Origin of the sequence: Pseudomonas sp. R3-57 (assembly GCF_051132065.1) — a bacterium.
In the GTDB taxonomy this organism is placed as follows: domain Bacteria; phylum Pseudomonadota; class Gammaproteobacteria; order Pseudomonadales; family Pseudomonadaceae; genus Aquipseudomonas.
Genome location: NZ_CP071655.1, coordinates 5,036,062 through 5,058,713 on the forward strand (window position 1 = coordinate 5,036,062; position 22,652 = coordinate 5,058,713).

General features: G+C 60.6%; 20 protein-coding genes. 11 read left to right on the forward strand and 9 right to left on the reverse strand.

What is annotated here, in order from left to right; translation table 11 throughout:
* The first annotated feature begins 1 nt into the window (after position 1).
* The 6 genes from J3P93_RS22715 (at position 2) to J3P93_RS22740 (ending at position 6,447) form a co-directional block, all read left to right on the forward strand.
* The gene (locus J3P93_RS22715) at positions 2-1,174 is read left to right on the forward strand and encodes an alginate O-acetyltransferase (protein WP_434592131.1); all 1,173 of its coding nucleotides are present in this window, start codon (positions 2-4) and stop codon (positions 1,172-1,174) included.
* Between the two features lie 14 nt (positions 1,175-1,188).
* Positions 1,189-1,845: an alginate O-acetyltransferase AlgF gene (locus J3P93_RS22720; protein ID WP_101159307.1), complete on the forward strand. Its 657-nt coding sequence runs from the start codon at positions 1,189-1,191 to the stop codon at positions 1,843-1,845.
* 102 nt (positions 1,846-1,947) lie between these two features.
* Complete coding sequence (locus tag J3P93_RS22725) at positions 1,948-3,399, forward strand: mannose-1-phosphate guanylyltransferase/mannose-6-phosphate isomerase (RefSeq protein ID WP_090281856.1); 1,452 nt, start codon at positions 1,948-1,950, stop codon at positions 3,397-3,399.
* 262 nt (positions 3,400-3,661) lie between these two features.
* A complete protein-coding gene (locus J3P93_RS22730; protein WP_434592134.1) occupies positions 3,662-4,126 on the forward strand; it encodes a multidrug transporter in 465 nt (154 codons plus the stop codon).
* Between the two features lie 36 nt (positions 4,127-4,162).
* The gene (locus tag J3P93_RS22735) at positions 4,163-4,987 is read left to right on the forward strand and encodes an SDR family oxidoreductase (protein WP_434592137.1); all 825 of its coding nucleotides are present in this window, start codon (positions 4,163-4,165) and stop codon (positions 4,985-4,987) included.
* 149 nt (positions 4,988-5,136) lie between these two features.
* Positions 5,137-6,447: a hypothetical protein gene (locus J3P93_RS22740; protein ID WP_434592140.1), complete on the forward strand. Its 1,311-nt coding sequence runs from the start codon at positions 5,137-5,139 to the stop codon at positions 6,445-6,447.
* A gap of 119 nt (positions 6,448-6,566) precedes the next feature.
* Here J3P93_RS22740 and J3P93_RS22745 read toward each other — a convergent pair whose 3' ends face one another.
* The 4 genes from J3P93_RS22745 to J3P93_RS22760 all read right to left on the reverse strand — a co-directional run bounded on the left by J3P93_RS22745 (position 6,567) and on the right by J3P93_RS22760 (position 11,466).
* On the reverse strand, positions 6,567-7,433 hold the full coding sequence (locus J3P93_RS22745) for an efflux RND transporter periplasmic adaptor subunit (RefSeq protein WP_434592142.1): 867 nt from the start codon (positions 7,431-7,433) through the stop codon (positions 6,567-6,569).
* A gap of 10 nt (positions 7,434-7,443) precedes the next feature.
* Positions 7,444-7,644 carry a DUF1656 domain-containing protein gene (locus J3P93_RS22750; protein ID WP_434592145.1) on the reverse strand — a complete coding sequence of 67 codons (201 nt, stop codon included), beginning with the start codon at positions 7,642-7,644 and terminating at the stop codon, positions 7,444-7,446.
* A complete protein-coding gene (locus tag J3P93_RS22755) occupies positions 7,634-9,826 on the reverse strand; it encodes an FUSC family protein (RefSeq protein ID WP_434592148.1) in 2,193 nt (730 codons plus the stop codon). Before J3P93_RS22755 ends, J3P93_RS22750 begins: the two co-directional genes overlap by 11 nt.
* Positions 9,827-9,966: 140 nt before the next feature.
* Positions 9,967-11,466 carry an efflux transporter outer membrane subunit gene (locus tag J3P93_RS22760; protein WP_434592151.1) on the reverse strand — a complete coding sequence of 500 codons (1,500 nt, stop codon included), beginning with the start codon at positions 11,464-11,466 and terminating at the stop codon, positions 9,967-9,969.
* Between the two features lie 260 nt (positions 11,467-11,726).
* On the opposite strand from J3P93_RS22760, the gene J3P93_RS22765 reads away from it, so the two are divergent.
* The 4 genes from J3P93_RS22765 to J3P93_RS22780 all read left to right on the forward strand — a co-directional run bounded on the left by J3P93_RS22765 (position 11,727) and on the right by J3P93_RS22780 (position 15,823).
* Positions 11,727-12,695 (forward strand): LysR family transcriptional regulator, encoded by a 969-nt coding sequence (locus J3P93_RS22765; RefSeq protein WP_208938670.1) that lies wholly within the window; start codon positions 11,727-11,729, stop codon positions 12,693-12,695.
* Between the two features lie 372 nt (positions 12,696-13,067).
* Positions 13,068-13,532, forward strand: a complete 465-nt coding sequence (locus J3P93_RS22770) for a hypothetical protein (RefSeq protein ID WP_434592154.1) — start codon at positions 13,068-13,070, stop codon at positions 13,530-13,532.
* Between the two features lie 661 nt (positions 13,533-14,193).
* The gene (locus J3P93_RS22775) at positions 14,194-15,168 is read left to right on the forward strand and encodes a 2-hydroxyacid dehydrogenase (protein WP_434592157.1); all 975 of its coding nucleotides are present in this window, start codon (positions 14,194-14,196) and stop codon (positions 15,166-15,168) included.
* Between the two features lie 145 nt (positions 15,169-15,313).
* A complete protein-coding gene (locus J3P93_RS22780; protein WP_434592160.1) occupies positions 15,314-15,823 on the forward strand; it encodes a DUF2165 family protein in 510 nt (169 codons plus the stop codon).
* Positions 15,824-15,841: 18 nt separating this feature from the next.
* On the opposite strand, the gene J3P93_RS22785 is transcribed toward J3P93_RS22780, so the two are convergent.
* Entirely contained in the window at positions 15,842-16,744 is a 903-nt protein-coding gene (locus J3P93_RS22785; protein ID WP_434592163.1) for a DMT family transporter, read from the reverse strand.
* Positions 16,745-16,883: 139 nt separating this feature from the next.
* Here J3P93_RS22785 and J3P93_RS22790 point away from each other — a divergent pair, with 139 nt between their 5' ends.
* Positions 16,884-17,759 (forward strand): helix-turn-helix domain-containing protein, encoded by an 876-nt coding sequence (locus tag J3P93_RS22790; protein ID WP_434592166.1) that lies wholly within the window; start codon positions 16,884-16,886, stop codon positions 17,757-17,759.
* 212 nt (positions 17,760-17,971) lie between these two features.
* Here the strand turns inward: J3P93_RS22790 and J3P93_RS22795 are convergent, their stop codons facing one another.
* From J3P93_RS22795 to J3P93_RS22810, 4 genes are all read right to left on the reverse strand, one after another.
* Positions 17,972-20,401, reverse strand: coding sequence for a TonB-dependent siderophore receptor (locus tag J3P93_RS22795; protein ID WP_434592169.1), 2,430 nt, complete (start codon positions 20,399-20,401; stop codon positions 17,972-17,974).
* 199 nt (positions 20,402-20,600) lie between these two features.
* The gene (locus tag J3P93_RS22800) at positions 20,601-21,590 is read right to left on the reverse strand and encodes a FecR family protein (RefSeq protein WP_434592172.1); all 990 of its coding nucleotides are present in this window, start codon (positions 21,588-21,590) and stop codon (positions 20,601-20,603) included.
* On the reverse strand, positions 21,587-22,153 hold the full coding sequence (locus J3P93_RS22805; RefSeq protein ID WP_203420811.1) for an RNA polymerase sigma factor: 567 nt from the start codon (positions 22,151-22,153) through the stop codon (positions 21,587-21,589). Before J3P93_RS22805 ends, J3P93_RS22800 begins: the two co-directional genes overlap by 4 nt.
* A 55-nt stretch (positions 22,154-22,208) precedes the next feature.
* On the reverse strand, positions 22,209-22,514 hold the full coding sequence (locus tag J3P93_RS22810) for a DUF3649 domain-containing protein (protein ID WP_434592175.1): 306 nt from the start codon (positions 22,512-22,514) through the stop codon (positions 22,209-22,211).
* Between the last annotated feature and the right edge of the window lie 138 nt (positions 22,515-22,652).

The following is a 22,652-nucleotide window of genomic DNA, read 5'->3' on the forward strand; positions in this document are numbered from 1 at the left end:
CATGACCCGCTCATTACGCATCTTCTACATCGCCCTGTTCCTGGTGACGCTGCTGGTCCTCGGTCTGTGGTCGGTTCGCAGCTTCTTCGGCTTCAGCACCAACGCCGATGCGACGGTGCTCAACGGCCGCTGGACCAAGGCTGTGGAAACCCACTACGACGAGGAATTTCCGATCAAGCGTCTGGGCACCAACCTCTGGGCCGCGCTGGATTTCAAGCTGTTCAACGAAGGTCGTCCGGGCGTGGTGCTCGGTCGCGATCAGTGGCTGTACAGCGACGAGGAATTCAACCCGATCGTCAACGAAGAGCTGAACCTGCAAGGCAACTACGCGCTGGTTGAAGGCGTGCGCCAGACCCTGAAAGACAAGGGCGTGAAACTGGTGATGGCGATTGTTCCGGCCAAGGCGCGCCTGTATCCGGAACATTTGGATGAGGTGAAACCTTCGAGCATCCACGAAAACCTATATCAGGATTTCCACGCTCGCGTTGCCGGCGACAAGATCCTCGCTCCTGACCTGCTCGGCCCGTTGCAACAGGCCAAGCAGAACGGTCAGCAAGTGTTCCTGCGCACCGACACCCACTGGACTCCGGAAGGTGCCGAAATCGCCGCCAACACCCTGGCCAAAACCATTGCCGAGAAATTCCCGCTCAGCGGTGAGCCGCAGCGCTTCGTCACCACGCCGGCCGAGAAGGTCACGCACAAGGGCGACCTACGTCTGTTCCTGCCGCTCGATCCGCTGTTCGAAAACATGATGCCGGCACCGGAGCCCCTGCAGAAGCGCAACACCGTGGCCGCCGAGCAGCCAGCCGGTGACGACGCGCTGTTCGCCAACAGTGAAGTACCGGTCGCACTGATCGGCACCAGCTACAGCGCCAACCCGAACTGGAACTTCGTCGGTGCGCTGAAGCAAGCGCTGCACAGCGACGTGGTCAATTACGCCGAAGACGGCCATGGCCCGATTCTGCCAATGCTCAGCTACCTGAAAAGCGATGACTTCAAGAACAGCCCGCCACAGGTGCTGATCTGGGAGTTTCCTGAACGATATCTGCCTGTGAACAACGAAATCGGCGACGCCGACCCACAGTGGGTCGCAGAGCTCAAACAAGCCGCCGCCCGCCAACAAAACGTAGCCATCAACACTAAATCCGAGACGCCCGATCGGGCGCAAAACTGAAAGAGAGGTACACCATGACTTTCACTACTACTCCTCGTCGTCTCGCAAAACGCATTGCACTGGTTGCAGGTCTGAGCGTGCTGTCGGTTCAAGCTTTCGCCGGTGGCGACGCCGCGCTGTACGGCCCGACCGCACCGAAAGGCTCGACCTTCGTGCGCGTCTACAACGCCAGCAACGCTGAAGTCAGCGCCACCGTCGGCAGCACCAACCTGAGCGACATCGCGCCACTGGCCAGCAGCGATTTCAGCTTCATGCCGGGCGGCGACTACAGCGCCAAGGTCGGCAGCCAGACCCTGCCGGTGAAACTGGCTGGTGACCACTACTACACCCTGGTCAACAACGCGTCCGGCGCGCCGCAACTGATCGAAGAGCCGCCGTTCAAGAACAAGCAGAAATCCCTGGTGCGCGTACAGAACCTCAGCGACAAGCCGCTGACTCTGAAGACCGCCGACGGCAAGACCGAAGTGGTGCCGAACGTGGCCGCCAAGGGCCGTGGCGAACGTGAAATCAACCCGGTGAAAGTCAGCCTGGCGCTGTACGAAGGAGACAAGAAAGTCGGCGACGTCAAACCCGTCGCTCTGGAACGCGGTGAAGCAGCAGTGCTGTACGTCACCGGTAACGGCAGCAACCTGTCGCCAGTCTGGGTGAAACGCCCGGTGTCGACTCGCTAATCGCTCGAGCTATCAGCTACTGGCTTCAAGCTGCAAGTGCAGTGCTTCTAACTCACCGCTTGCAGCTTGCAGCTCTCAACTGCATTTTATGGAGTAAACATTATGATTCCGGTGATCTTGTCAGGTGGTAGCGGTTCGCGTCTGTGGCCACTTTCGCGTAAGCAGTTCCCTAAACAATTCCTCGCCCTGACCGGCGAACACACACTGTTCCAGCAAACCCTAGAACGTCTGGTGTTCGAAGGTATGGACACCCCGATCGTGGTCTGCAACAAGGATCACCGCTTCATCGTCAACGAGCAGTTGGCCAACCGCAACCTGGAATGCCAGCGCATCCTGATGGAACCGTTCGGCCGCAACACCGCACCGGCCGTGGCGCTGACCGCGATGATGCTGGTCAATGAAGGCCGTGACGAGTTGATGCTGGTGCTGCCGGCCGACCACGTTCTGGAAGACCAGAAAGCCCTGCAACGCGCCCTCGCCCTGGCCACTGTTGCCGCTGAAAATGGCGAAATGGTGCTGTTCGGCGTGCCGGCGACCAAACCGGAAACCGGTTACGGCTACATCAAGTCCACTGGCGATTCGCTGCTGCCGGAAGGCGTCAGCCGTGTCTCGCACTTCGTCGAAAAACCTGACGTCAAGCGCGCCACCGAATACGTCGAGTCCGGCGGTTACTACTGGAACAGCGGCATGTTCCTGTTCCGCGCCAGCCGTTTCCTCGAAGAACTGAAAAAGCACGATCCGGACATCTACGACACCTGCCTGCTGACCCTCGAGCGCAGCCAGCAGGACGCCGACACCGTGACCCTCGACGAAGCCACTTTCGCCTGCTGCCCGGACAACTCCATCGACTACTCGGTGATGGAAAAAACCCAGCGCGCCTGCGTCGTGCCGCTGACCGCCGGCTGGAGCGATGTCGGCTGCTGGTCGTCGCTGTGGGAAGTCAACGAGAAAGACGCCAACGGCAACGTCAGCAAAGGCGATGTGGTCATTCAGGACAGCAAGAACTGCATGATCCACGGCAACGGCAAACTGGTCTCGGTGATCGGTCTGGAAAACATCGTCGTGGTCGAAACCAAAGACGCCATGATGATCGCTCACAAGGACAAGGTTCAGGGCGTCAAGCAGATGGTCAACACGCTCAACGAGCAGGGCCGCAGCGAAACCCAGAACCACTGCGAAGTCTATCGTCCGTGGGGCTCGTACGATTCGGTGGACATGGGCGGGCGCTTCCAGGTCAAGCACATCTCGGTGAAGCCGGGCGCGTGCCTGTCGCTGCAGATGCACCACCACCGCGCCGAACACTGGATCGTGGTCAGCGGCACCGCTGAAGTGACCTGTGACGAGAACGTGTTCCTGCTCACCGAAAACCAGTCGACCTACATCCCGATCGCCTCGGTGCACCGTCTGCGCAACCCGGGCAAGATCCCGCTGGAAATCATCGAAGTGCAATCGGGTTCGTACCTTGGTGAGGACGACATCGAACGCTTCGAAGATATCTACGGTCGCTCCACCCCGATCGAACGCGGCGTGTCGGTGAAAACCATCGCGCAGTGATTGCTCGCTAAAACAAGAAGCCCTCGTCCAGCCCGTTGCGTCCCTATCCGCAGCGGGTTGGGCGGGGGCTTTTTTTGTTCGAACTCTGTGTCGTCTGAACTGGCCCCTTCGCGAGCAGGCTCGCTCCCACACTTGAAATGCATTCCCCTGTGGGAGCCTGATCGCGAAGAGGTCCGGTCAGACACCGCAAGTCCCGATGCCCATCGCCAACCTCACCTACGCTTAGGTAGGATGACCCTCTATCTCTTCGAGGCTGTGCGACATGTTCATCGGCGTCCTGCTGGTCATCACCTGGCTGATCCTGCTGCTGCGCTACCCGGCCAAGGCGCTGCCGGTGTCCGTGGCGGCGGCGATTGGCCTGGGCGTGGTAGCGATGTGGGTGGTGTGGCTGGACAACCGCGAGATCAAGCAACTGGCGCGGCTGGAATTGCGCATTGCCTACGCGCCGGATCGATGTCCGGCCGATCGTCCGTTGCAACTGAAAATGAATAACGGCAACGACGTACCGCTGACCGAACTGCGCTGGCGCATCGCGGCCTATGCCCCGGGCGACACGGTCAACCTGGCCGATAACCAATACACTGCTCCACGCTATCGCGGTCCCGGCGAATTGCAGGCTGGCGGCAACTGGGAAGACTGCTTGCCGCTGCCACCGCTGCGCCCCGGCTATCGCCCGCAAACCCTGGAGTTTCGCGCTGAGCATTTGCAGGGTAGTTTCTCCGACTGATCCCCTCCTCCGATTTTTTGCATAAGGAATGCGCCCATGCCCGTTGCGTTGATTACCGGTTGTTCCAGCGGCATCGGCCGTGCCCTCGCCGACGCCTTCAAGGCCGCCGGATATGAAGTCTGGGCCACTGCGCGCAGGGCCGAAGACGTGGCAATGCTAGCCAGCGCCGGCTTCACCGCCATACCACTCGACGTCAATGACAGCGCCGCGCTGGAACAACTGGGCGAGCGCATCAACCGCGAGCATGGCGGTCTCGACGTGCTGATCAACAACGCCGGTTACGGCGCGATGGGGCCGCTGCTCGACGGCGGCGTACCGGCGATGCAGCGGCAATTCGAAACTAACGTGTTTTCGATTGTCGGCGTCACCCGAGAGCTGTTTCCGGTGCTGCGCCGGGCCAAAGGATTGGTGGTGAATATTGGCAGTGTGTCCGGTGTTCTGGTCACGCCGTTTGCCGGTGCCTACTGCGCGTCGAAAGCCGCGGTGCATGCCTTGAGCGATGCCTTGCGCATGGAACTGGCGCCATTCGGCATCCGCGTGATGGAGGTCCAGCCCGGCGCGATTCAATCGAGCTTCGCCAGGAATGCCGGGCATGAAGCCGAGCAACTGATCAACGAGCAATCGCCGTGGTTTCCCCTGCGCGAAGGCATTCGCGCGCGGGCCAAGGCCTCGCAGGACAAACCGACACCGGCCACAGAGTTTGCGGCGGTGTTGTTGAAAGCGGTGCAGCAGAGCAAGCCGCCGCGGTTGATCCGCATTGGCAATGGCAGCCGGGCGTTGCCTTTGCTCGCGATGTTGGTGCCCAAGGGGTTGCTGGAGTCGGCGTTGATGAAGCGCTTCGGCCTTCGCAAGCCGTTGTAATCAGCGAAAAGCGACAGGCGGTAGCCGAACCTGTCAGAGTTGACAGTGGGCAACCACGCAAATTATTCATACGTTGATAGCCCTGACCAGATCGCTGGTCGAGAAGATGACCGCTTGGTCAACTCCGGAGACTGAAGACAGGGACCAACATGGAAAGCAGCGACGTTATCCACTACGAAACTTATCTTTTCGGCCATCGCGACGTTACCTGGGGCCCACGACGCAACGGCGTACTGACGCTAACGCAAATTTTCCGAGACGATCCAGCGACGACGCGTCCTTTAACGGGTTCGACGCTGCTGGCGGACGGCTCTGTGATCATCACCAGCTCATTCGAAGATTTTTCACGAACCGTCTTTGTCGTTGGGAAGCTGAATCAGCGCGGCGAAGTGGACGCCACCTTTGGTGTGGACGGGCGCATCAAGGACGCGTTTCTGCCTGACGTCAATGCGTATGGGGGGCCCATCACCGAGGACAAAAAACATGGGCGCTTGCTCATGGCCGGCAGCACCTGGACGACAACCCACGCGGATCCACTGCCCGCGATACTCTGTCTGGACCAGGCTGGAAAAAGGGTTCCTGACTTTGGCAACAATGGACAGTTGATCGTCGATTTCGGGTCTGAACAGCGTTACCCGGTCGATACTCCGACGTGGGTGTGTTCGCTGAGCGATGGCAGCTTTTTAGTCGGTGTCAATTATGTCAGGGGTCCCTGGAGAGTCCGGACGGCGACCTTGCTCAAATTCGACGAATTCGGCAAGCGCGCAGGAAACTTTGGCAAGAACGGGCGGAGTGAAATCCGGCTTGAGGACGACTCCACCGCCACCTCGCTAAGCGACGGCTGCATTCTCGATGATGGCCGTATTCTCATCGCCGGCTATGCGCAAGTCAGTGGAGGGACAAAAAAAGCCCTGCTGGCGATGCTGAATGCCGACGGATCTGTTCATGAGCGGTTTGGTGATCGCCAGACACCTGGCGTCGTGCTGGTCGCGCCAGAACCGGTCGATGCGGCTTTCAACGCGGTCAGACAAAGAACAACAAATACGTTCATGGCCGCCGGCTACAGCGACGAAAACACCGAATTTCTGAGGTGCGGGCTGCTGATGGGCTTCAATGCGTCAGGCAGCTCCGATACTGGATTCAACGCGGGTCGCCTGCTGATATCCCCCCGCGACGAGGGCCGTATACCGGTGAACTGGGAGGATCTGGTATTCGTCGACGGGCATATTCTGGCTGCGGGCGGGAGCCTTGCAGGAAGTTATATCGGCTGTATAAACATGGCGGGAGATTTCGAAGGCGATTTCGCTCCCAATAGCAGCGGTTTCCTTGATGAAACCCCCATAGCGCTTTCTCCGCCATCGCTTCATTACAACGCCGGCAACCGTCAACTTGTCTGTGGTGTAAACCTGAACCCTCGAAGCAATCTCGGCGGACTGTATCGTTATCAGATTCACTATTGATCATGACCTCTAGCCCGCGTTGCTCCCATCGCCAGCAAGCTGGCTCCCACAGGGACCTGCGGTGTGACGCACATCCACTGTGGGAGCGAGCCTGCTCGCGAAGGGTACGACCCGGTCTGTCAGAGGTCCGCGGTGGCTTGGTTCACCACCACCGTGCAAGTAATCCCCGCCGCCAGCAACACCCCTTCCGGCACCTCATCAATGTGAATCCGCACCGGCACCCGTTGGGCCAGGCGCACCCAGTTGAACGTCGGGTTCACATCGGCGATCAGCTCGCGGCTTTCCGGGTTGTCGCGGTCGTAGATGCCGCGTGAAATGCTTTCCACATGGCCTTTGAGCACTTCGCCGCTCATCAATTGCATCTCGGCCTTGTCGCCGACTTTTACGTGCGGCAGTTTGGTCTCCTCGAAGAAGCCGTAAATCCAGAATGAGTTCATGTCGACCACGGCCATTTTCGCCTCGCCGATGCGCGCGTAGTCGCCGCGATGCACATTGAGGTTGGTCACGTAACCGTCAACCGCCGCGCGCACTTCGGTGCGTTTGAGGTTGAGTTCGGCGGCTTCGAGTTGCGCTTGCGCGTGTTGATAGTCGGCCAGCGCGGCATCGGCGATGTTGCTGGCGTCGTCGCGGTTTTCTTTGGAGATCACCAGGTTGTCGAGGTCGGCGCGGCGATGCGCGTTGACCTTGCGCATCTCCCAGGTCGACTTGCGCGCAGCGACCAGCGACTGCGCCTGTTTGACGGCGATGCGGTAATGCTCGGGGTCGATGCGCATCAGCAGATCGCCCTTCTTCACCAACTGATTGTCACGCACCGGCACCTCGACCACTTCGCCGGTGACGTCGGCGGCGACGTTGATGATGTCGGCGCGGACACGGCCGTCGCGGGTCCACGGCGTGTTCATGTAGTGCTGCCACAACGTGCGGCCGATCCACAGTGCCAGAGCCAGCACCAGCAGGGTTGCGAGCAGGCTGAAAAACTTTTTCATCAGATCGTTCTCAACGGTAGACAGTCAGCGCCATGGCGCCGAACAGACAGGTAAACAGACTCAGACGCAACAGCGCCGGGTGCCAGAAGTAGCGGTACAGATCGAACCCGGACAGGAATCGATCCACCGCCCAGGCCAGCGCCGCAGCAATGAAAAACATCAAAGTCATGGTCGGCATGTAAACGCCGTGGAAGGCGATTTCACGGGGCATGGGCAAGTCCTTCGGGCTTGGCGATAGCGTAGGCAGCGAGCGGTGATTGCGGGTCGAGCAACGAAGTGCGGATAAAGTGCAGATAGCTCTTCACCCGACGCAGCGCCGAGGTATCGAAGTGTGGCGCGAACGGCTCGTCGGTGGCCGCGACGCGACTGATCGCATGGTCGACTGCAACCAGCGCGCGCTCCAGATTGCTCGAACTGGGTTGCAGAAACAGCCGCACCAGCGCCCGGCCCATCACGCGGATCGCCTGACGCCATGGCTGCGATTCGGCATACGCCGGATGCACCGGCAGAATCGCCTGTTCCTTGCGCAACTCGATGATCGCGTGACCGACGTCCAGCACCACGAACATCCAGCGCAGCAGGTTTTTCTGCACCTTCGGCTGGCCAGCGGCGAGGCCATAGGCCTGATGCAGCAAATCGCGGGTGCGGCTTTCGAAACTCGACGCCAGGCCTTTGAGTTTGCCGCTGATGGCATAGACCACTTGCCCGCGCAGATCCTGCTCCAGTCGCTGCCACAACCAGCGACTGTTGGGCGGCAGAATGATTGCCCCCGCCGCCGCGCAAACCAGCATGCCCATGACCATGGCGATGTAGTCGTTGATGAAGGTGTAGGGGTTGTAGATCGTCAGGTTGTCCGGCACTGAACCGGTGCTGAAAAAGATCAACAAACCGAGGCCGACCCCGGCGTATTGCGGCCGCGAGGTGAGAAACGAACCGAGCACGATCACCGGTGCGAGCATCATGCACAGCAGTGGAAAACCGTCGATCAGCGGAAACAGGAAAAACATCTCGACAAAGCCGATCAATGCACCGAGAACCGTCCCGCAGGCCATCTGGAATGCCATGCGTTTGGGGTTCGGCGTCGCGGCGGACAAGCCCACAGTGGCGGCGGCAATCAGGGTCATCGTCGCGCCGCTTGGCCACGCGGTGGCGACCCAATAACTGCCCAGCAACAGCAGAATGAACGACGCCCGTATACCGGAAGCCGCGGCCGCCCACCAGTTGGTCTGTGGCGTGAACGGCTCGTCCCAGCGCTCGCGTTCGTGGCGGTGCTCGGCGAGGGAGGCGTGGGTCTGGGCGTAGCCGTGCAGGTCATCGACGAAGCGATAAAGCAATTCGTACGCGGTGTGGAAATCCAGTTGCTCGGCGTCGCTTGGCGCGGTCTCCTGAAAAAGTCCGCGCAGGGTGCGCACGCGTGCCGGCAAACCATCCTTGTAGATCGCCAGCGCTGTCGCCAGACGTGCGGCATCGGGGCTGGTCAGGGCGCGACCACTGAAGCCGTCGAGCACTTCGGCGAGATCCTGCAGGCCCGGTCTGATCGCCGCGACCACATGTTCCTCGCCATTGCCGCGCAGGCGTTCAAGCAACTGGTGCAAGGCGTTGAAGCGCGTGGTGACGCCCATGAATTCGCTGTTCAAACGGCTCAGCCGACCATTGCGCCGACGCATGTGCGGGTCTTCGAACACGGTCACGCTGCGCAGCCCTTCCAGGCCCACGGCTTCGGCGATGAAGCGCACGTTACTGGCCTCGAAGGCTTCGGCCTGGCTACGCCCGCGCAGGCCATCGGTGACGAACAGCGCGAACACCCCGAAGCGCTGATACAAGGCGTTGCGCATCGCCGCGCTGGCGGTCTGCGGCAGAATCGCCGCGCTGATCAGGGTGGCGCAGAGAATCCCCAGGGAGATCTCCAGCACCCGCCACACGGCCGCCATGAACGCGCCGTCCGGGTGCGCCAGCGCTGGCAAACCGACCATCGCCGCGGTGTAACCGGCCAGCACGAAACCGTACGCGCGAAAGTTACGACAACGCGCCGCACCGGCTGAGCAGATGCCGACCCAGATCGCCAGGCTGCCGAGGAACAGTTCGGTGTTCTGCGCAAATAAAGCGATCAGCGTGACCATCATCGCCGACCCGGCCAGTGTGCCGAGAAAGCGATAAAAACTCTTGGCGAACACCTGGCCGCTCTGCGGCTGCATGACGATAAACACGGTGATCATCGCCGTGCGCGGTTGCGGCAATTCCAGGCGCATCGCCAGCCACAAGGTCAGGAACGCGGCGATCAGCACCTTGAAAATGTAGACCCAGGTCACGCCATCGCTGCGCGCCCAGTCGAAGAAACCGCGGCGCCATTCCAGGGAGTAGAGCCAGCGTATGGGTGCAGGCAAGGGAGTCATTGGAAGTACTCAAAATAATCAGGCAAAACGCGGCCCCTGTAGGAGTGAGCCTGCTCGCGAAAGTGATTTCACATTCAACATTTCTGTCGACTGATACACCGCTATCGCGAGCAGGCTCACTCCTACAAGGGGTTGTGTGTTCAACGCAGGAGTGCCGGGGTTTTCGGTGCCTGGGTCTGCTCGGCACTCGGCACATCGCTGCCGGCATCGAGGCCACCGCCCAGCGCCGTCACCAGTTCGGCATGCGCTCTCAACCGCGCCGCCTGCACCTGCTGTTGCACCTGCTGCTGTTTGAACAACAAGGTCTGCGCGTTGAGCACGTTGAGGTAATCGGTGAGGCCGCGCTGGTAAGCGATCATCGCGATGTCGTAAGTCTTCTGCGCCGTGGCCACCGACTCGGCGGCGAAGCCTTGCTGCTTGTCCATCGACTCGCGGCGGATCAACTGGTCGGAGATGTTCTTCAGCGCGTTGATCAGCGTCTGGTTGTAGTGCGCCACAGCAATGTCGTAACCGGCCGAGGCCTCGCCCAACTCGGCACGCAATCGCCCGCCATCGAAGATCGGCAACGAGATCGCCGGGCCGACGTTGTAGTTGAGTTTCTTGCCAGTCAGAAACTCCAGCGCGCCGCCACCGGTGGCCATATAGCCGAGGCTGCCGACCAGATCGACGTTGGGATAAAAACCCGCTTGAGCGACATCGATGCCGCGCGCCTGGGTCGCCACTTGCCAGCGACTGGCGACCACGTCGGGACGCTGGCCCAGCAGTTCGGCGGGCAAGGCCGAAGGCAATTTCACCGCCGCACCGAGGGCCAGCGTCGGCCGCTGCAATTGCGCACCGGCCCCCGGCCCTTGGCCGGCGAGCGCGGCGATCTGGTTGCGGCTCAGGGCGATTTCTTCGTCCAGCGCATCGAGCTGGCGATGGGTTTCCGGCAACGGCGTTTCGGCCTGGCTGACTTCGAAGTGCGTGCCGATCCCGCCGTCCAGACGCCTCTGCGCCAGATCGACAATCTGCTGTTGCTGCACCAGCGTCGCCGCGACGATGTCGCGCTGGGCGTAATGCAGCGACAGTTCGATGTAGGCGCGCACGATGTTGTTCTGCAATTCGAGCTGCGCCAGCCGCGCCTCGGCGACGCTCATGTGCGCCAGATCCACGGCGCGCTCACTCGCGTTGCTCTCGCGCCCCCAGAGATCGAGCGCATAGCTGAAACCCAGCGCGGCGTTGTTGTCCCAGGTCGTCGCGTTGGCCAGCTCGCCGGGGCCGTAAAACTGGTCGGTCGGCCAATTGTGCCGTTTGAGCGTCGACTCGCCATTGATCTGCAACGACTCGGCCGCCTCAGCGACACCGGCCAGCGCCTTGGCCTGGCGCACCCGTGCGGCGGCCATAGCCATCGTCGGGCTGCCTTGCACGGCGAGGTCGATCCAGTGGTTGAGTTGCGGGTCGCCGTAGGCTCGCCACCATTGCGCGCTGGGCCAATGGGCGTCACGGGCGGCGTGGGCGATGGCCTCGTCGGTGGCCAGCGAATTGGCCGCCAATGCCTCACTGTGCGGGGCGATTCCTTGCGTTGAGATGCAGCCGCCAAGACCCAGGGTGAAAGCCAGAACACTGAGCGGCAAAAGCGCTCTGTTGATGCGACGCGGCACAGCTGCGAATTCCTGAAAAGGGGATAAACCGGGACTTAGTGGGAGCGAGCCTGCGCGCGAACGCAGCACCTCGGTTCGGGCTGAACAACCGGCCTGTGCGCCTCGACTTCCACAACGGCGCAATTCTAGGGGGGCGCCATTACGGCGATAAGCTGGGTTTTCTGTGAATCTTTGTTACGGTTAACGTGATAATCCCTAAGTCGGGGGTCTCGCCCGAGAAACTTCGTGTCACAATTTGCCATCTCCCTTGAGAGCACCCCATGGACACCTTGCAAAACATGCGCGCCTTCAGTTGCGTCGCCGAAGCCGGCAGCTTCACCGCCGCCGCCGTGCAACTCGACACCACCACCGCCAACGTCTCGCGCGCGGTTTCCAACCTCGAAGCCCACCTGCAAACCCGCCTGCTCAACCGCACCACGCGGCGCATCGCCCTCACCGAGGCCGGCAAGCGCTACCTGCTGCGCTGCGAGCAGATCCTCGCCTACGTCGAGGAAGCCGAGGCCGAAGCCAGCGACGCCCACGCCCGCCCCGCCGGGCAGTTGAAAGTGCACACCATGACCGGCATCGGCCAGCACTTCGTCATCGACGCCATCGCCCGCTATCGCAAGACCCACCCGGACGTGACCTTCGACCTGACCATGGCCAACCGCGTACCGGACCTGCTCGACGAAGGCTATGACGTGTCCATCGTGCTCGCCAGCGAACTGCCGGACTCGGGTTTCGTCTCGCAGCGCCTGGGCATCACCTACAGCATCGTCTGCGCCTCGCCGGCCTACGTGAAAGCCAACGGCGCCGCGCAGAAACCCAGCGACCTGCTCAACCACGCCTGCCTGCGCCTGGTCAGCCCGGTCATCCCCCTGGAAAAATGGGCCTTCGACGGCCCGGACGGCCAGGAAATGGTCACGATCAACAGCTCGCCGTTTCTGGTGAATTCCGCCGACGCCATGAAAACCGCGATCACCAGCGGCATGGGCGTGGGCGTACTGCCGGTGTACGCAGCCATCGAAGGCCTGCGCAACGGCACCTTGGTGCGAGTGATGCCGAACTACCGCTCGCAAGAGCTCAACCTGTACGCGATCTACCCGTCACGGCAGTATCTGGATGCGAAGATCAAAACCTGGGTCGAATATTTGCGCGGCTCGTTGCCGGAAATATTGGCGGCGCACCAGGCGGAACTGGCGGCGTATGAATTGAGCGGGAGTCTGGCCGGGGCACGGGTTGCGAACTGATTTTAACTGGCCTCGAATCGCGTGCTGAATAAACACGAAACAACCCGTTCCTCCGCCTCACGGCGAAAAGCCCCTCACCCTAACCCTCTCCCGGGGGGAGAGGGGACTGACCGTGGTGTCTGGCAGAGATACACCAACGCAGAAGTACCGAGTTGAACTCAGATTCTGATACCAAAATCCACTTCTTCCCCCATTGAATGATACGAGGTGAGGTCGGACACACTGTTCGTATCGTTCAATCGCCGCAAACCAGAAACGGGCAATCTTAATAGCCAAATACTATAAAAACCTGTCATATCTGACAGTACTCATTTAATCGTTTCAGTCGAACAATGGATGTTGTGACCCCGACCTAACTTGAAGGAGCAAGACATGCCCACTAAAGATCTGAAACTCGACAAACTCAAGAAATCAGGTAAAGGCACTGTGCGTGCCAAACTAAACAAAGACTACGTCACCGACAAATTCGAAGGAACACCCGACTATTTTGTTACCGATAACACTGTAGTCGCGCTACAAGCAACTTACCAAAAAACCACTACCACCTCATTCACTATCCACCTCGAGTTTGATGCAAACATTCAGCACGGCAGGCATGAATTCAGCACTACGCACTTTCCGTCCCCATTCAGATTTTCGTATACGTCAGGTTCACATACAAAAGGCTATACAAGCGCTAAGAATGCAGGGTTTATTGTTGTGGAGGAGTTCAATATTGCCGAAGGCATTTTCAAGGCATCGTTCAACTTCACGTTCATGGATTTCGATACAGGGGAGCTGCATCAAGTTCATGATGGTCATATTGATGTCCAAGGCCTTGAGATTATCGAGGGGTGAAGGGTCGTAAAGTCTGACCAAGCCAGCCACTCCCTGCCAAAAACTGAAAAGCCCCTCACCCTGGCCCTCTCCCGAAGGGAGAGGGGACTGACCGCGGTGGATGCGAGAGATACGCCAACCTGCGATACCGAGTCGTACTCAAGTTCTGAACGGCCCACGAATCGGCTCCCTCTCCCTCGGGAGAGGGCTGGGGTGAGGGCAGCCACACCACAAAACCAGAGCCAGCCGCCACGCTTCTAACCACTCAACAATGAGCGTTAGCTCGCGTGCTTTTGATCTTGATTTTGCCTAACCAGCGACATCGGAAGGCTGAGCGCAGGGATCGATCCGGGCGTGGGAGCGCAGCGACCGTCTGGCGCAGCCAGACACAGCGGAAGTAGGTGCAGCGAAGCAAACCGTAGCCGCTGCGCCCGGATCGATCCCGGAGCGAAGGGACCCGAGCCTGCGAGGGCCGAACGCAGGAGCAAGCCTTTTTGGGTACTTTTTCGGCGTCTGGAAAAAGTGCCTCGCCGTAAGGGCGAAACCGCCAGCAGCCACACCCAATAAAACGGATATCCACCCAAAAACCCCAGGAGCATGGTCGGCCCAGAGGCCGCCAAGACAACCCAACCCAGAAAATGTTAGCGTGCTTTCAATCAAGCCGCACGACGAGCCCCGAGCAATGAAAAAAACAGTCCTGGCCTTCAGCCGCATCACCCCGCCCATGATCGAACGCCTGCAAGAGGAATTCGACGTCATCGTCCCCAACCCAAAGACCGGTGACATCAACGCCCAATTCAACGAAGCCCTGCCCCACGCCCACGGCCTGATCGGCGTCGGTCGCAAACTCGGCGAGGCACAACTCGAAAGCGCGACAAGACTCGAAGTGGTCTCCAGCGTCTCCGTCGGCTACGACAACTACGACCTCGACTACTTCAACCAACGCGGGATCATGCTCACCAACACCCCCGACGTCCTCACCGAAAGCACCGCCGACCTCGCCTTCGCCCTGATCATGAGCAGCGCCCGCCGCGTCGCCGAACTCGACGCCTGGACCAAGGCCGGCCAATGGCAAGCCAGCGTCGGCGCGCCCCTGTTCGGTTGCGACGTCCATGGCAAAACCCTCGGCATTGTCGGCATGGGCAACATCGGCGCCGCCGTCGCTCGCCGCGGCCGTTTCGGCTTCAACATGCCGATCCTCTACAGCGGCAACAGTCGCAAGACCGAACTGGAAAAGGAACTCGGCGCGCAATTTCGCAGCCTCGAGCAACTGCTCGCCGAAGCCGACTTCGTCTGCCTGGTGGTGCCGCTCAGCGACAAGACCCGCCACCTCATCAGCCATCGCGAACTGGCGCTGATGAAGCCGAGCGCAATTCTCGTCAATATTTCTCGCGGCCCGGTTGTCGATGAACCGGCGCTGATCGAAGCCCTGCAAAACCAGCGCATCCGTGGCGCCGGGCTGGACGTCTACGAAAAGGAACCGCTGGCCGAGTCGCAGCTGTTCCAACTGAGTAACGCCGTGACCCTGCCGCACATTGGCTCGGCCACCACTGAAACGCGCGAGGCCATGGCCAATCGCGCACTGGCCAACCTGCGCAGCGCCCTGCTCGGCGAGCGCCCGCAGGATCTGGTCAACCCGCAAGTCTGGCGCGGCTGAAAAACAACGGACAAGTGCACATTGCACTTGCCCGTTAGTTATATATACACAACTTGAAATCGAACAACGACCAAACTTCCACAGCCGCACTATAAGCTCTCCGCATCCGTCTATCTAACGACGCATGCCATGGAGAGCCAATATCTTGAATACCCTGACTACCGAAAAACTGATCCGTTACAGCAAAGTAATCCTGATGGCCTACATCAGCTTCTTTGGACTATTGGTAATGATTCACAACTTCACCGACTACGAATCAAACTACACTTACGTTGCGCATATCCTGAGTATGGACACCACCACCGCCAGCGAAAACATCAAGTATCGAGCGATTGAATCACCGATGGTCCACCACCGGATCTACTGGTTCATTATCACGATGGAAGTCACTTATACCGTGCTCTGCCTGATCGGCACTTATCAGCTGTATCGGCATATCAACGCTCCCGCCGAAGTTTTCCACGAAGCGAAGAAATTTTCGATCATGGGTATTTTGGCGGCGATCTTCATTTATTACGTTTGCCTGCAAACCGTCGGCGTCGAATGGTTCGACATGGACACTTCGCAATCCTGGAATGCCAAGGACTGGGCCCGACATATTGTCGATTTCATTTTTCCGGTGATGATTTACATCACCTTGAAAGTCGAGCGCTGAAGTTCAGCGCTCTTATACTCAAGCCAACTTTCCCTGCGCGGCTACTGGCATTGTTTTCGGCTTACGAAACACCAGCACGTTGCCCAGCATCACCAGAACCAGACCGATCAGCGCCGGCGCTGTCCATTGATAACCTTCGACAAACGCCGAGACGTTCAATGCCACCACCGGGAACAGCACCGTGCAGTACGCCGCGCGCTCCGGGCCCATGCGCCCGACCAGCGTCAGATAGGCAGTGAAACCGATCACCGAACCCGGAATCACCAGATACAGCAGCGCGCCGACATAACGCGAACTCCAATCCATGTCGAACGGAATGCCTTTGACCAGGCACCACAGCGTCAGCATCGCCGCGCCATAGGCCATGCCCCAGGCATTGGTGGTCAGCGGTCTGAGGCCGGCCTTCTGTTGCAGGCTCGAGAGCATGTTGCCCGCCGAAAAAGACAAGGTCCCACACAGCGCCAGACCAAGCCCCAGCAGCGTCTGCGGAGTGGCCTGATGCCCGGCCAGTTCCGGCCAGAACAACAGGCCCAGGCCGAACAAACCGAGCCCGCCGCCCATCAGCACGTTGCGAGCGATGCGCTGACCGAAGAACACCCGCGCGTTGAGGGCATTCCACAGCGTCGCCGTAGAAAACACCACCGCCACCAGCCCGCTGGGAATCCACTGGCTGGCCGTAAGAAAGCACATGAAGTTCACGCAAAACAGGCACAACCCCTGCGCCACACAAATCAGATGGCCGCGACGATTCATCGGCTGCAAACGACGGCTGAGCAACAGCAGCGCAAACAGCACCAGCGCAGCGAGGCCGAAGCGGTAGACGATCGACACCGGTATAGCCACCACGCCTAATTGCCATTTCAGGGCAATCCAGGTGGTACCCCAGATCACTACGGTCAACAAATACAACGACAGGTTCATAACGCACTCTCCTCGACAGGCCTTGAGTGTCGGCCTGGCGCCGCTGCGCGTGCTTGCAGATTCTTGCGCTTTTCTCGGATGACGGGCTGGCAGCCTGACGCCTACGGAGTAGCATGCAAGGCGTCGGAGAAAATCACCCATGGCCGCAATCGATACCCTGCAAGTCTTTCAAGAGCTCAACAGCTCGCCGAACGCACGCCTGGTGCACAGCGCCGAGCTCGGCGACGGCTTGTCCGCCGCGGTATGGACCAACCACCACGACGCACGCGAATATTCAGCGCCGGGTCACCACACCGTGTCCTGCTACATCGCCGGCGGCACCGGCACGTTTCGGCGCGGCCAACCGCAGCAAAAGGGTGCGCCGGACAAGCTGTGCATTCTGCCGGCCGAGCATGAGTCGGGCTGGGTGGTCAACGGCGACATTCGTCTGGCGCACCTGTATTTCAGCGCCGAACAATTCGCCCTCGGCTGCGTGACCCTGCTCGACCGCGAGCCGCGCGAGATGCAGTTGCGCGAGCATACCTTCCTCGAAGACCCGCAACAGGCACAGCGCTTTCGCCAATTGCTGGCGCTGAACTGGGACGAACCCGCCGAGCGCTTGCTGACCAGCAGCATCGCCCACGAATTGATCAGCCACACCTTGCTCAGCCAGGTCGGTGCACGGCAGGGTTTGCGCTTGAAGGGCGGATTGGCAGCGCATCAACGCCGACAACTGGTGGCGTACATCGACAGTCAATTGGCCGAGCCGATCAGCCTCGGGCAACTGGCCGGGTTATGTGCGCTCTCGGAATACCATTTTGCGCGGATGTTCCGCGCAAGCTTCGGGCTGCCACCGCATCAGTATGTGCTGGCTCGACGCCTGGATCGGGCGCGGCAGATGTTGCGCGGGACCCTGCTGCCGCTGGGTGAGATTGCGCTGGCGTGCGGGTTTGCCAGTGCGAGTCATTTCGCCAATCGGTTTCGGCAGGTACTGGGCGGGACGCCGGGGGAGTATCGGCAGGCGTTTTTGCGTTGAGCCTGTTTCCCTCACCCCAGCCCACTCCCGGAGGGAGAGGGAGCCGACCGAGGTCTGGCGTCATACATCGACCTGAATCACCGAGTCGATTATGGATTCCATGTATGACTTCCAGGTCGGTGTAACTTTCGAATAACACACGGTCAGTCCCCTCTCCCTGCGGGCGGTCCGACGTTTCGGGAGGGCTAGGGTGAGGGGCTTTTGACCTTGATTCAAAACTCCAGCGTACTCGACAAAGAAACCTGCCGCGCATCCCCCATCGACACAAAGAACCGGCTCGCCGAAGACGTGTAATACGTGCGGTCAAACAGGTTCTTCACGTTCAGCTGAAACTTGACCTTCTGCCCTTCAACCCTGGTCTCGTAAGTGGCAAACGCATCAGCCACGGTGTAGCTCGGCAGGTCAAAGTCATTCACCGCGTTCCCCGCCCGCTCACCGACGTAACGCGCCCCCGCACCCACGCGCAACTGATCACCGCCGAACACGCTGCCAAAGTCATACACCGCCGACAACGAGCCGGAATTCTTCGCCACGTTTTGCAGGCGCTTGCCTTTGTATTCCGGATCTTCGGTGACTTCGGCATCGGTGTAGGCGTAGCTGCCGATCATGCTCCAGCGGTCACTGAGCTGACCGCTTAAATCCACCTCGAGGCCGCGCGAACGTACTTCACCGGCAGCACTGTAAAGCGTCGTCGGGCCTTCGGCGTTAGCCACCAGTACGTTGCGTTTCTTGATGTCGAACAACGCGACGTTGCCGGTGATGCGCCCCGGCAGATCCAGGCGCGCGCCCAGCTCCCATGACTTGGCTTCTTCCGGCGCGATGCTGCCGTCGAGCACGGTGCTGCTACCGCTTAGCGGGGCAATGGTCGAGTTGGGTTTGAACGATTCGGTGTAGCTGCCGTAGAACGACAAGGCGTCGGTGTAGCGATACACCAGGCCGGCACGCGGCACCCATTTCTGGCCATTGCTGTCGGTGTTGGCCTTGAACGGCACACCTTTGCCGGCGTACTGGTCGTACTCCTGAAAACGCCCACCGGCGACCAAAATCCACTGATCGGTGAGGTGGATCGAGTCCTGCATGAACAGCGAATCGCTGCGCAGTTCATCGGTCTGTGCGCTGTCCGGCGCGCTGACCGTGGTGCCCATCACTTCGCGGCCATACACCGGATTGACGTAGCTGAAGGTGGTCAGGCTTTTCTGCCGGATCAGGTCTTCGCGGTAGATCTTGCGGTACTCGTCGTCGACGCCGAACACCAGATCATGCTGCATGCCCAGCACGTTGACCTTGCCTTCGAGGCTGGCGGTGGTGAAGCGGTCGGTGCTGATCGCGTTTTGAGTGCCGTCCATGCTGCGGGTCAGCGTGCCTTTTTTCGTGTCGATCGCGGTTACCCGAACCTGACTGGCGTCGTAGGTCTCGCGGTTCCAGCTGTAGCCGAAATGCGCGTTCCAGTCGTCGTTGAGTTGGTGATCGGCTTCGAAATGATAAAGATCCGAGCGCCCTTCCATGTTGTTGAACGGCTCGTCGAGGCGCTGTTTGCGTGAGATGTCCAACGGGTGATTGGTGCGCGGGTCGATCAGCGTGCCGCGGTCGAACGGCGTGAGAAATTCGCGGTGCTCGTAAGCAAAAAGCAACTGAGTGTTTTCACCGAACCAGGCCAGCGACGGCGCGAGCAGGGTTTCGCGATGAGTACCGAAGTTGCGCCAGTAATCTTCGTCTTCGTGATCCATCACCATTCGATAGGCCAGCCCGGAATCGCCCAGCGCCCCGGTACTGTCGAAGCTGCCGCCGCTGCCATTCTTGCCCTCGCCGTAGGTCGAGCCACGCACCGTCAGCGCGTTGTAGGGGGTGAGTTCCGGTTTCTTGCTGACCAGGTTAACCACCCCGCCCGGGTCTTGAATGCCGTAGAGCAACGAGGCCGGGCCCTTGAGCACTTCGACGCGATCGACCGTGGCGTTCATGCCGCGGCCCTGCACGATCGGCATGCCGTCGCGCATGATCGAGCCGTTGCGATTGTCGCCAAAACCGCGGGTCATCACCGAGTCCTGAGTGCTGCCCAACGTGTTGCCCTGGGTGATGCCGCTGACATTGGCCAGCGCATCGTCGAGATTGCGCGGCGCCTGATCGCGGATCACCTGGGCCGGGATGACATTGACGGTCTGCGGAATCTCCTGCAACGACGCCGAGGACCGCATCACCGAACTGGTCTCCGGTGGCTGATAACTGGTCGAGTCGTCACGCGTCGAAGTGATGGTAGTGGCGCCGAGGTTCAGCGCGCCTTCGGTGGGTTTGGGCTCAAGCGCCAGCGTGTGGCTGTCGGTGCGGCGGAAGTTCAGGCCGGAGCCGCTGAGCAAGCGTTGCAATGCCTGTTCGGCGCTCATCTGACCGTTGACCGCCGGTGCCGTCAGCCCGTACGGGGCCTCGTCGGTGTAGACCACGCTTTGCCCGGTGACGCGGCTGAAGTCGCTCAAGGCTTGCGGCAGCGGCTTGGCGGCCAGCGAAAAACTGTACTGCTTTTGCGCCTGGCTGCTGAGCGTTTCAGCGGCCCATGCGACGCTGACCGGCAGCATCGCCAGTGCCGAAAAACTCAACGCCGACCTGCCCAACCACTGTTTGACCGAACCCGATTTTGCCCTGGACTTCATGACTCAATGACCTGTGTAGAACCGCAACGGATGCGAATGACTCGCAGTTTCAGTCACTACACGGATGGGGTCTGGGTTTACCTCACCCAGATTTGAAAAATATATGCAGGGTTTGTGTTGCCTGGGCTGACGCCTTCGCGAGCAGGCTCGCTCATATGGAATGCGTTTCCCTGTGGGAGCGAGCCTGCTCGCTAAGGCCTCAACGCAGAATAATCAGATGCCCCAACACCCGATGCTGCTCAAACCCCAACACCCCCTGCAACGAATTGAGCACCGCCTGCGGATCCTTGCTCGGGAAGCTGCCGCTGACCTTGCGCGCCGCCAGCTCATCGTTGAGCAAGACGATCCGTCCCGGGTAATAGCGGCGCAAATCCTCGACCACCTCGGCCAGCGTCGATTTGTAATACGTCAGCCACCCCTGACGCCAGGCCAGTTGCGCTTCACTGTCGACCGCATGGAGTTTTGCCGACGCACCTTCGCCATAAGCCACCTGCTGCCCGGCCACAAGAATCTGCTGCTCGCCATCGCGGTTCGCCGTCACGCCCACCCGCCCTGACAGCACCGTGACCTGCGCGCCGTGGGGCCGCAAGCGCACTTCGAATTGCGTGCCGAGCACCCGCACCTCACCGTTTTCAGCCGCGACGACAAACGGCTCGCCCGTGTGGCTGACGCTGAAAAATCCGGCGCCACGACGCAGTTGTACCCGCCGCTCGCCGTGGCTGAAATCGACGGCAATCGCGCTGTCGGCATCCAGCGTCACTTGCGATTGATCGGCCAGCGTCACCGTGCGGATCTCGCCCGGCGCCGATACATGATCGGCACCCAGATCATCGAGCCAGCGCTGCGCTTGCCAACCCGTACCGAGGCTGACCATCAGCAATAGACACGCAGCCATGGCCAGTGCCGCGGACCAGCGCAAAACCGGCGAACGTCGTGGACGGTCCATCGCGTCGAGATATCCCTGTAACGCCAAGGCCTCTTCATCGGCCAGGGTTCGTGCCGGGCCTTCGCTCAGTTCCCACACTACCTGCGCCTGGGCATACGCCTCGGCGTGGGCCGGGTCGGCGCGCAGCCACTGGCTGAAGGTCAGTTGATCGCCGGCGCTGGGCCGATCATGCAGCAGGCTCAGCCAGGCCAGAGCGGCCTGTTCCTGAGCGGGCGTCGGAACGATGTTATCGGCGGGGGTCACGGTGCTTTCCCTGGCAGACGTGGCGCGGGTTCGCGCAGGCTGGCCTTACAGGCCTCGAGGGCGCGCATCATATGTTTTTCCACGGCACTTTGGGACAAGCCCATGGCTTTGGCGATGTCTGCGTACTTGCGTCCGTGGATGCGGTTGAGCAGGAAAATCTGCCGGGTACGCTCGGGCAAGGCGCGCAACGCCGCTTCGACATGGCGCAGGTCATTGCCGGCCTCAAGCGCGGCTTGCGGCTCGCTGCCGTGGCTGTGCGGCTCGTCCGGTTGCCAGCCTTCGTTGACGCGCGCGCGCGTGCCTTCGCTGCGCAGATGGTCGATGGCAATGTTGCCGGCGCAGCGCAACAGGTAGGTGCTAAGTTCTTCGACCTGCACCAGCGGCCGTCGCCAGAAACGCAAAAACAGGTCTTGTACCAGATCCGCCGCCGTCGCGCGGCAGCCGACACGACGGTTCACCAGCGCTTCCATCTGCGAGCGCTGGGACAGAAACACCTGGAGAAAATGCGCACGCGCGCCATGCGGCTCGTCGTCACGCGGTTCCGGTGGCAGACCGATCAGCATTTCAGCGCTGCGCCCCCTGTTTGCGGCCAGGCCAACACCTGCTGGAAGCCGTGTTTCATGCCAGCCCCAAGCCGCGCGCCGCGCCGGAAACGGTCGCCAGAATCACGCTCGGCACCAGCAAGCCGACCCACGCCGACCACGCCGTACGACAAGCAATGCACCAGAGCACCGCTACCAGATAGACCAGAAACGAAACGGCCATGCCGGTCACCAGCGCGTCGGCGCGGCCCAGCGGTAGCCACTGCGCCAGTGTCACGCTGGCCAGCGCGGCAACGAGATAGCCACCGAACACCGCCGCCAACACCCGTGAGGTGACGGCCAGGCGATAGGACATGGGCAGTGTGGCGAATTTGTCTTTCATGTTTCGACCTTGAAACGAAAAACGTCCGGCAGACGAGCCGGATCAGGCGAGCGATATTAATGATAAATATTCTCATACGCAAAAGCTTCTGATTGCCGGACGATGCGCTCGCCCCTACAATGCGAACCGTTCTTGTTC

Coding starts and splice junctions, on each gene's coding strand:
- J3P93_RS22745 (WP_434592142.1), bottom strand. CDS start 7,433: ATGAAAAAGTTTTTCAGCCTGCTCGCAACCCTGCTGGTGCTGGCTCTG.
- J3P93_RS22740 (WP_434592140.1), top strand. CDS start 5,137: ATGGAAAGCAGCGACGTTATCCACTACGAAACTTATCTTTTCGGCCAT.
- J3P93_RS22735 (WP_434592137.1), top strand. CDS start 4,163: ATGCCCGTTGCGTTGATTACCGGTTGTTCCAGCGGCATCGGCCGTGCC.
- J3P93_RS22725 (WP_090281856.1), top strand. CDS start 1,948: ATGATTCCGGTGATCTTGTCAGGTGGTAGCGGTTCGCGTCTGTGGCCA.
- J3P93_RS22750 (WP_434592145.1), bottom strand. CDS start 7,644: ATGCCCCGTGAAATCGCCTTCCACGGCGTTTACATGCCGACCATGACT.
- J3P93_RS22720 (WP_101159307.1), top strand. CDS start 1,189: ATGACTTTCACTACTACTCCTCGTCGTCTCGCAAAACGCATTGCACTG.
- J3P93_RS22775 (WP_434592157.1), top strand. CDS start 14,194: ATGAAAAAAACAGTCCTGGCCTTCAGCCGCATCACCCCGCCCATGATC.
- J3P93_RS22770 (WP_434592154.1), top strand. CDS start 13,068: ATGCCCACTAAAGATCTGAAACTCGACAAACTCAAGAAATCAGGTAAA.
- J3P93_RS22795 (WP_434592169.1), bottom strand. CDS start 20,401: ATGAAGTCCAGGGCAAAATCGGGTTCGGTCAAACAGTGGTTGGGCAGG.
- J3P93_RS22755 (WP_434592148.1), bottom strand. CDS start 9,826: ATGACTCCCTTGCCTGCACCCATACGCTGGCTCTACTCCCTGGAATGG.
- J3P93_RS22810 (WP_434592175.1), bottom strand. CDS start 22,514: ATGAAAGACAAATTCGCCACACTGCCCATGTCCTATCGCCTGGCCGTC.
- J3P93_RS22765 (WP_208938670.1), top strand. CDS start 11,727: ATGGACACCTTGCAAAACATGCGCGCCTTCAGTTGCGTCGCCGAAGCC.
- J3P93_RS22785 (WP_434592163.1), bottom strand. CDS start 16,744: ATGAACCTGTCGTTGTATTTGTTGACCGTAGTGATCTGGGGTACCACC.
- J3P93_RS22790 (WP_434592166.1), top strand. CDS start 16,884: ATGGCCGCAATCGATACCCTGCAAGTCTTTCAAGAGCTCAACAGCTCG.
- J3P93_RS22730 (WP_434592134.1), top strand. CDS start 3,662: ATGTTCATCGGCGTCCTGCTGGTCATCACCTGGCTGATCCTGCTGCTG.
- J3P93_RS22715 (WP_434592131.1), top strand. CDS start 2: ATGACCCGCTCATTACGCATCTTCTACATCGCCCTGTTCCTGGTGACG.
- J3P93_RS22805 (WP_203420811.1), bottom strand. CDS start 22,153: ATGCTGATCGGTCTGCCACCGGAACCGCGTGACGACGAGCCGCATGGC.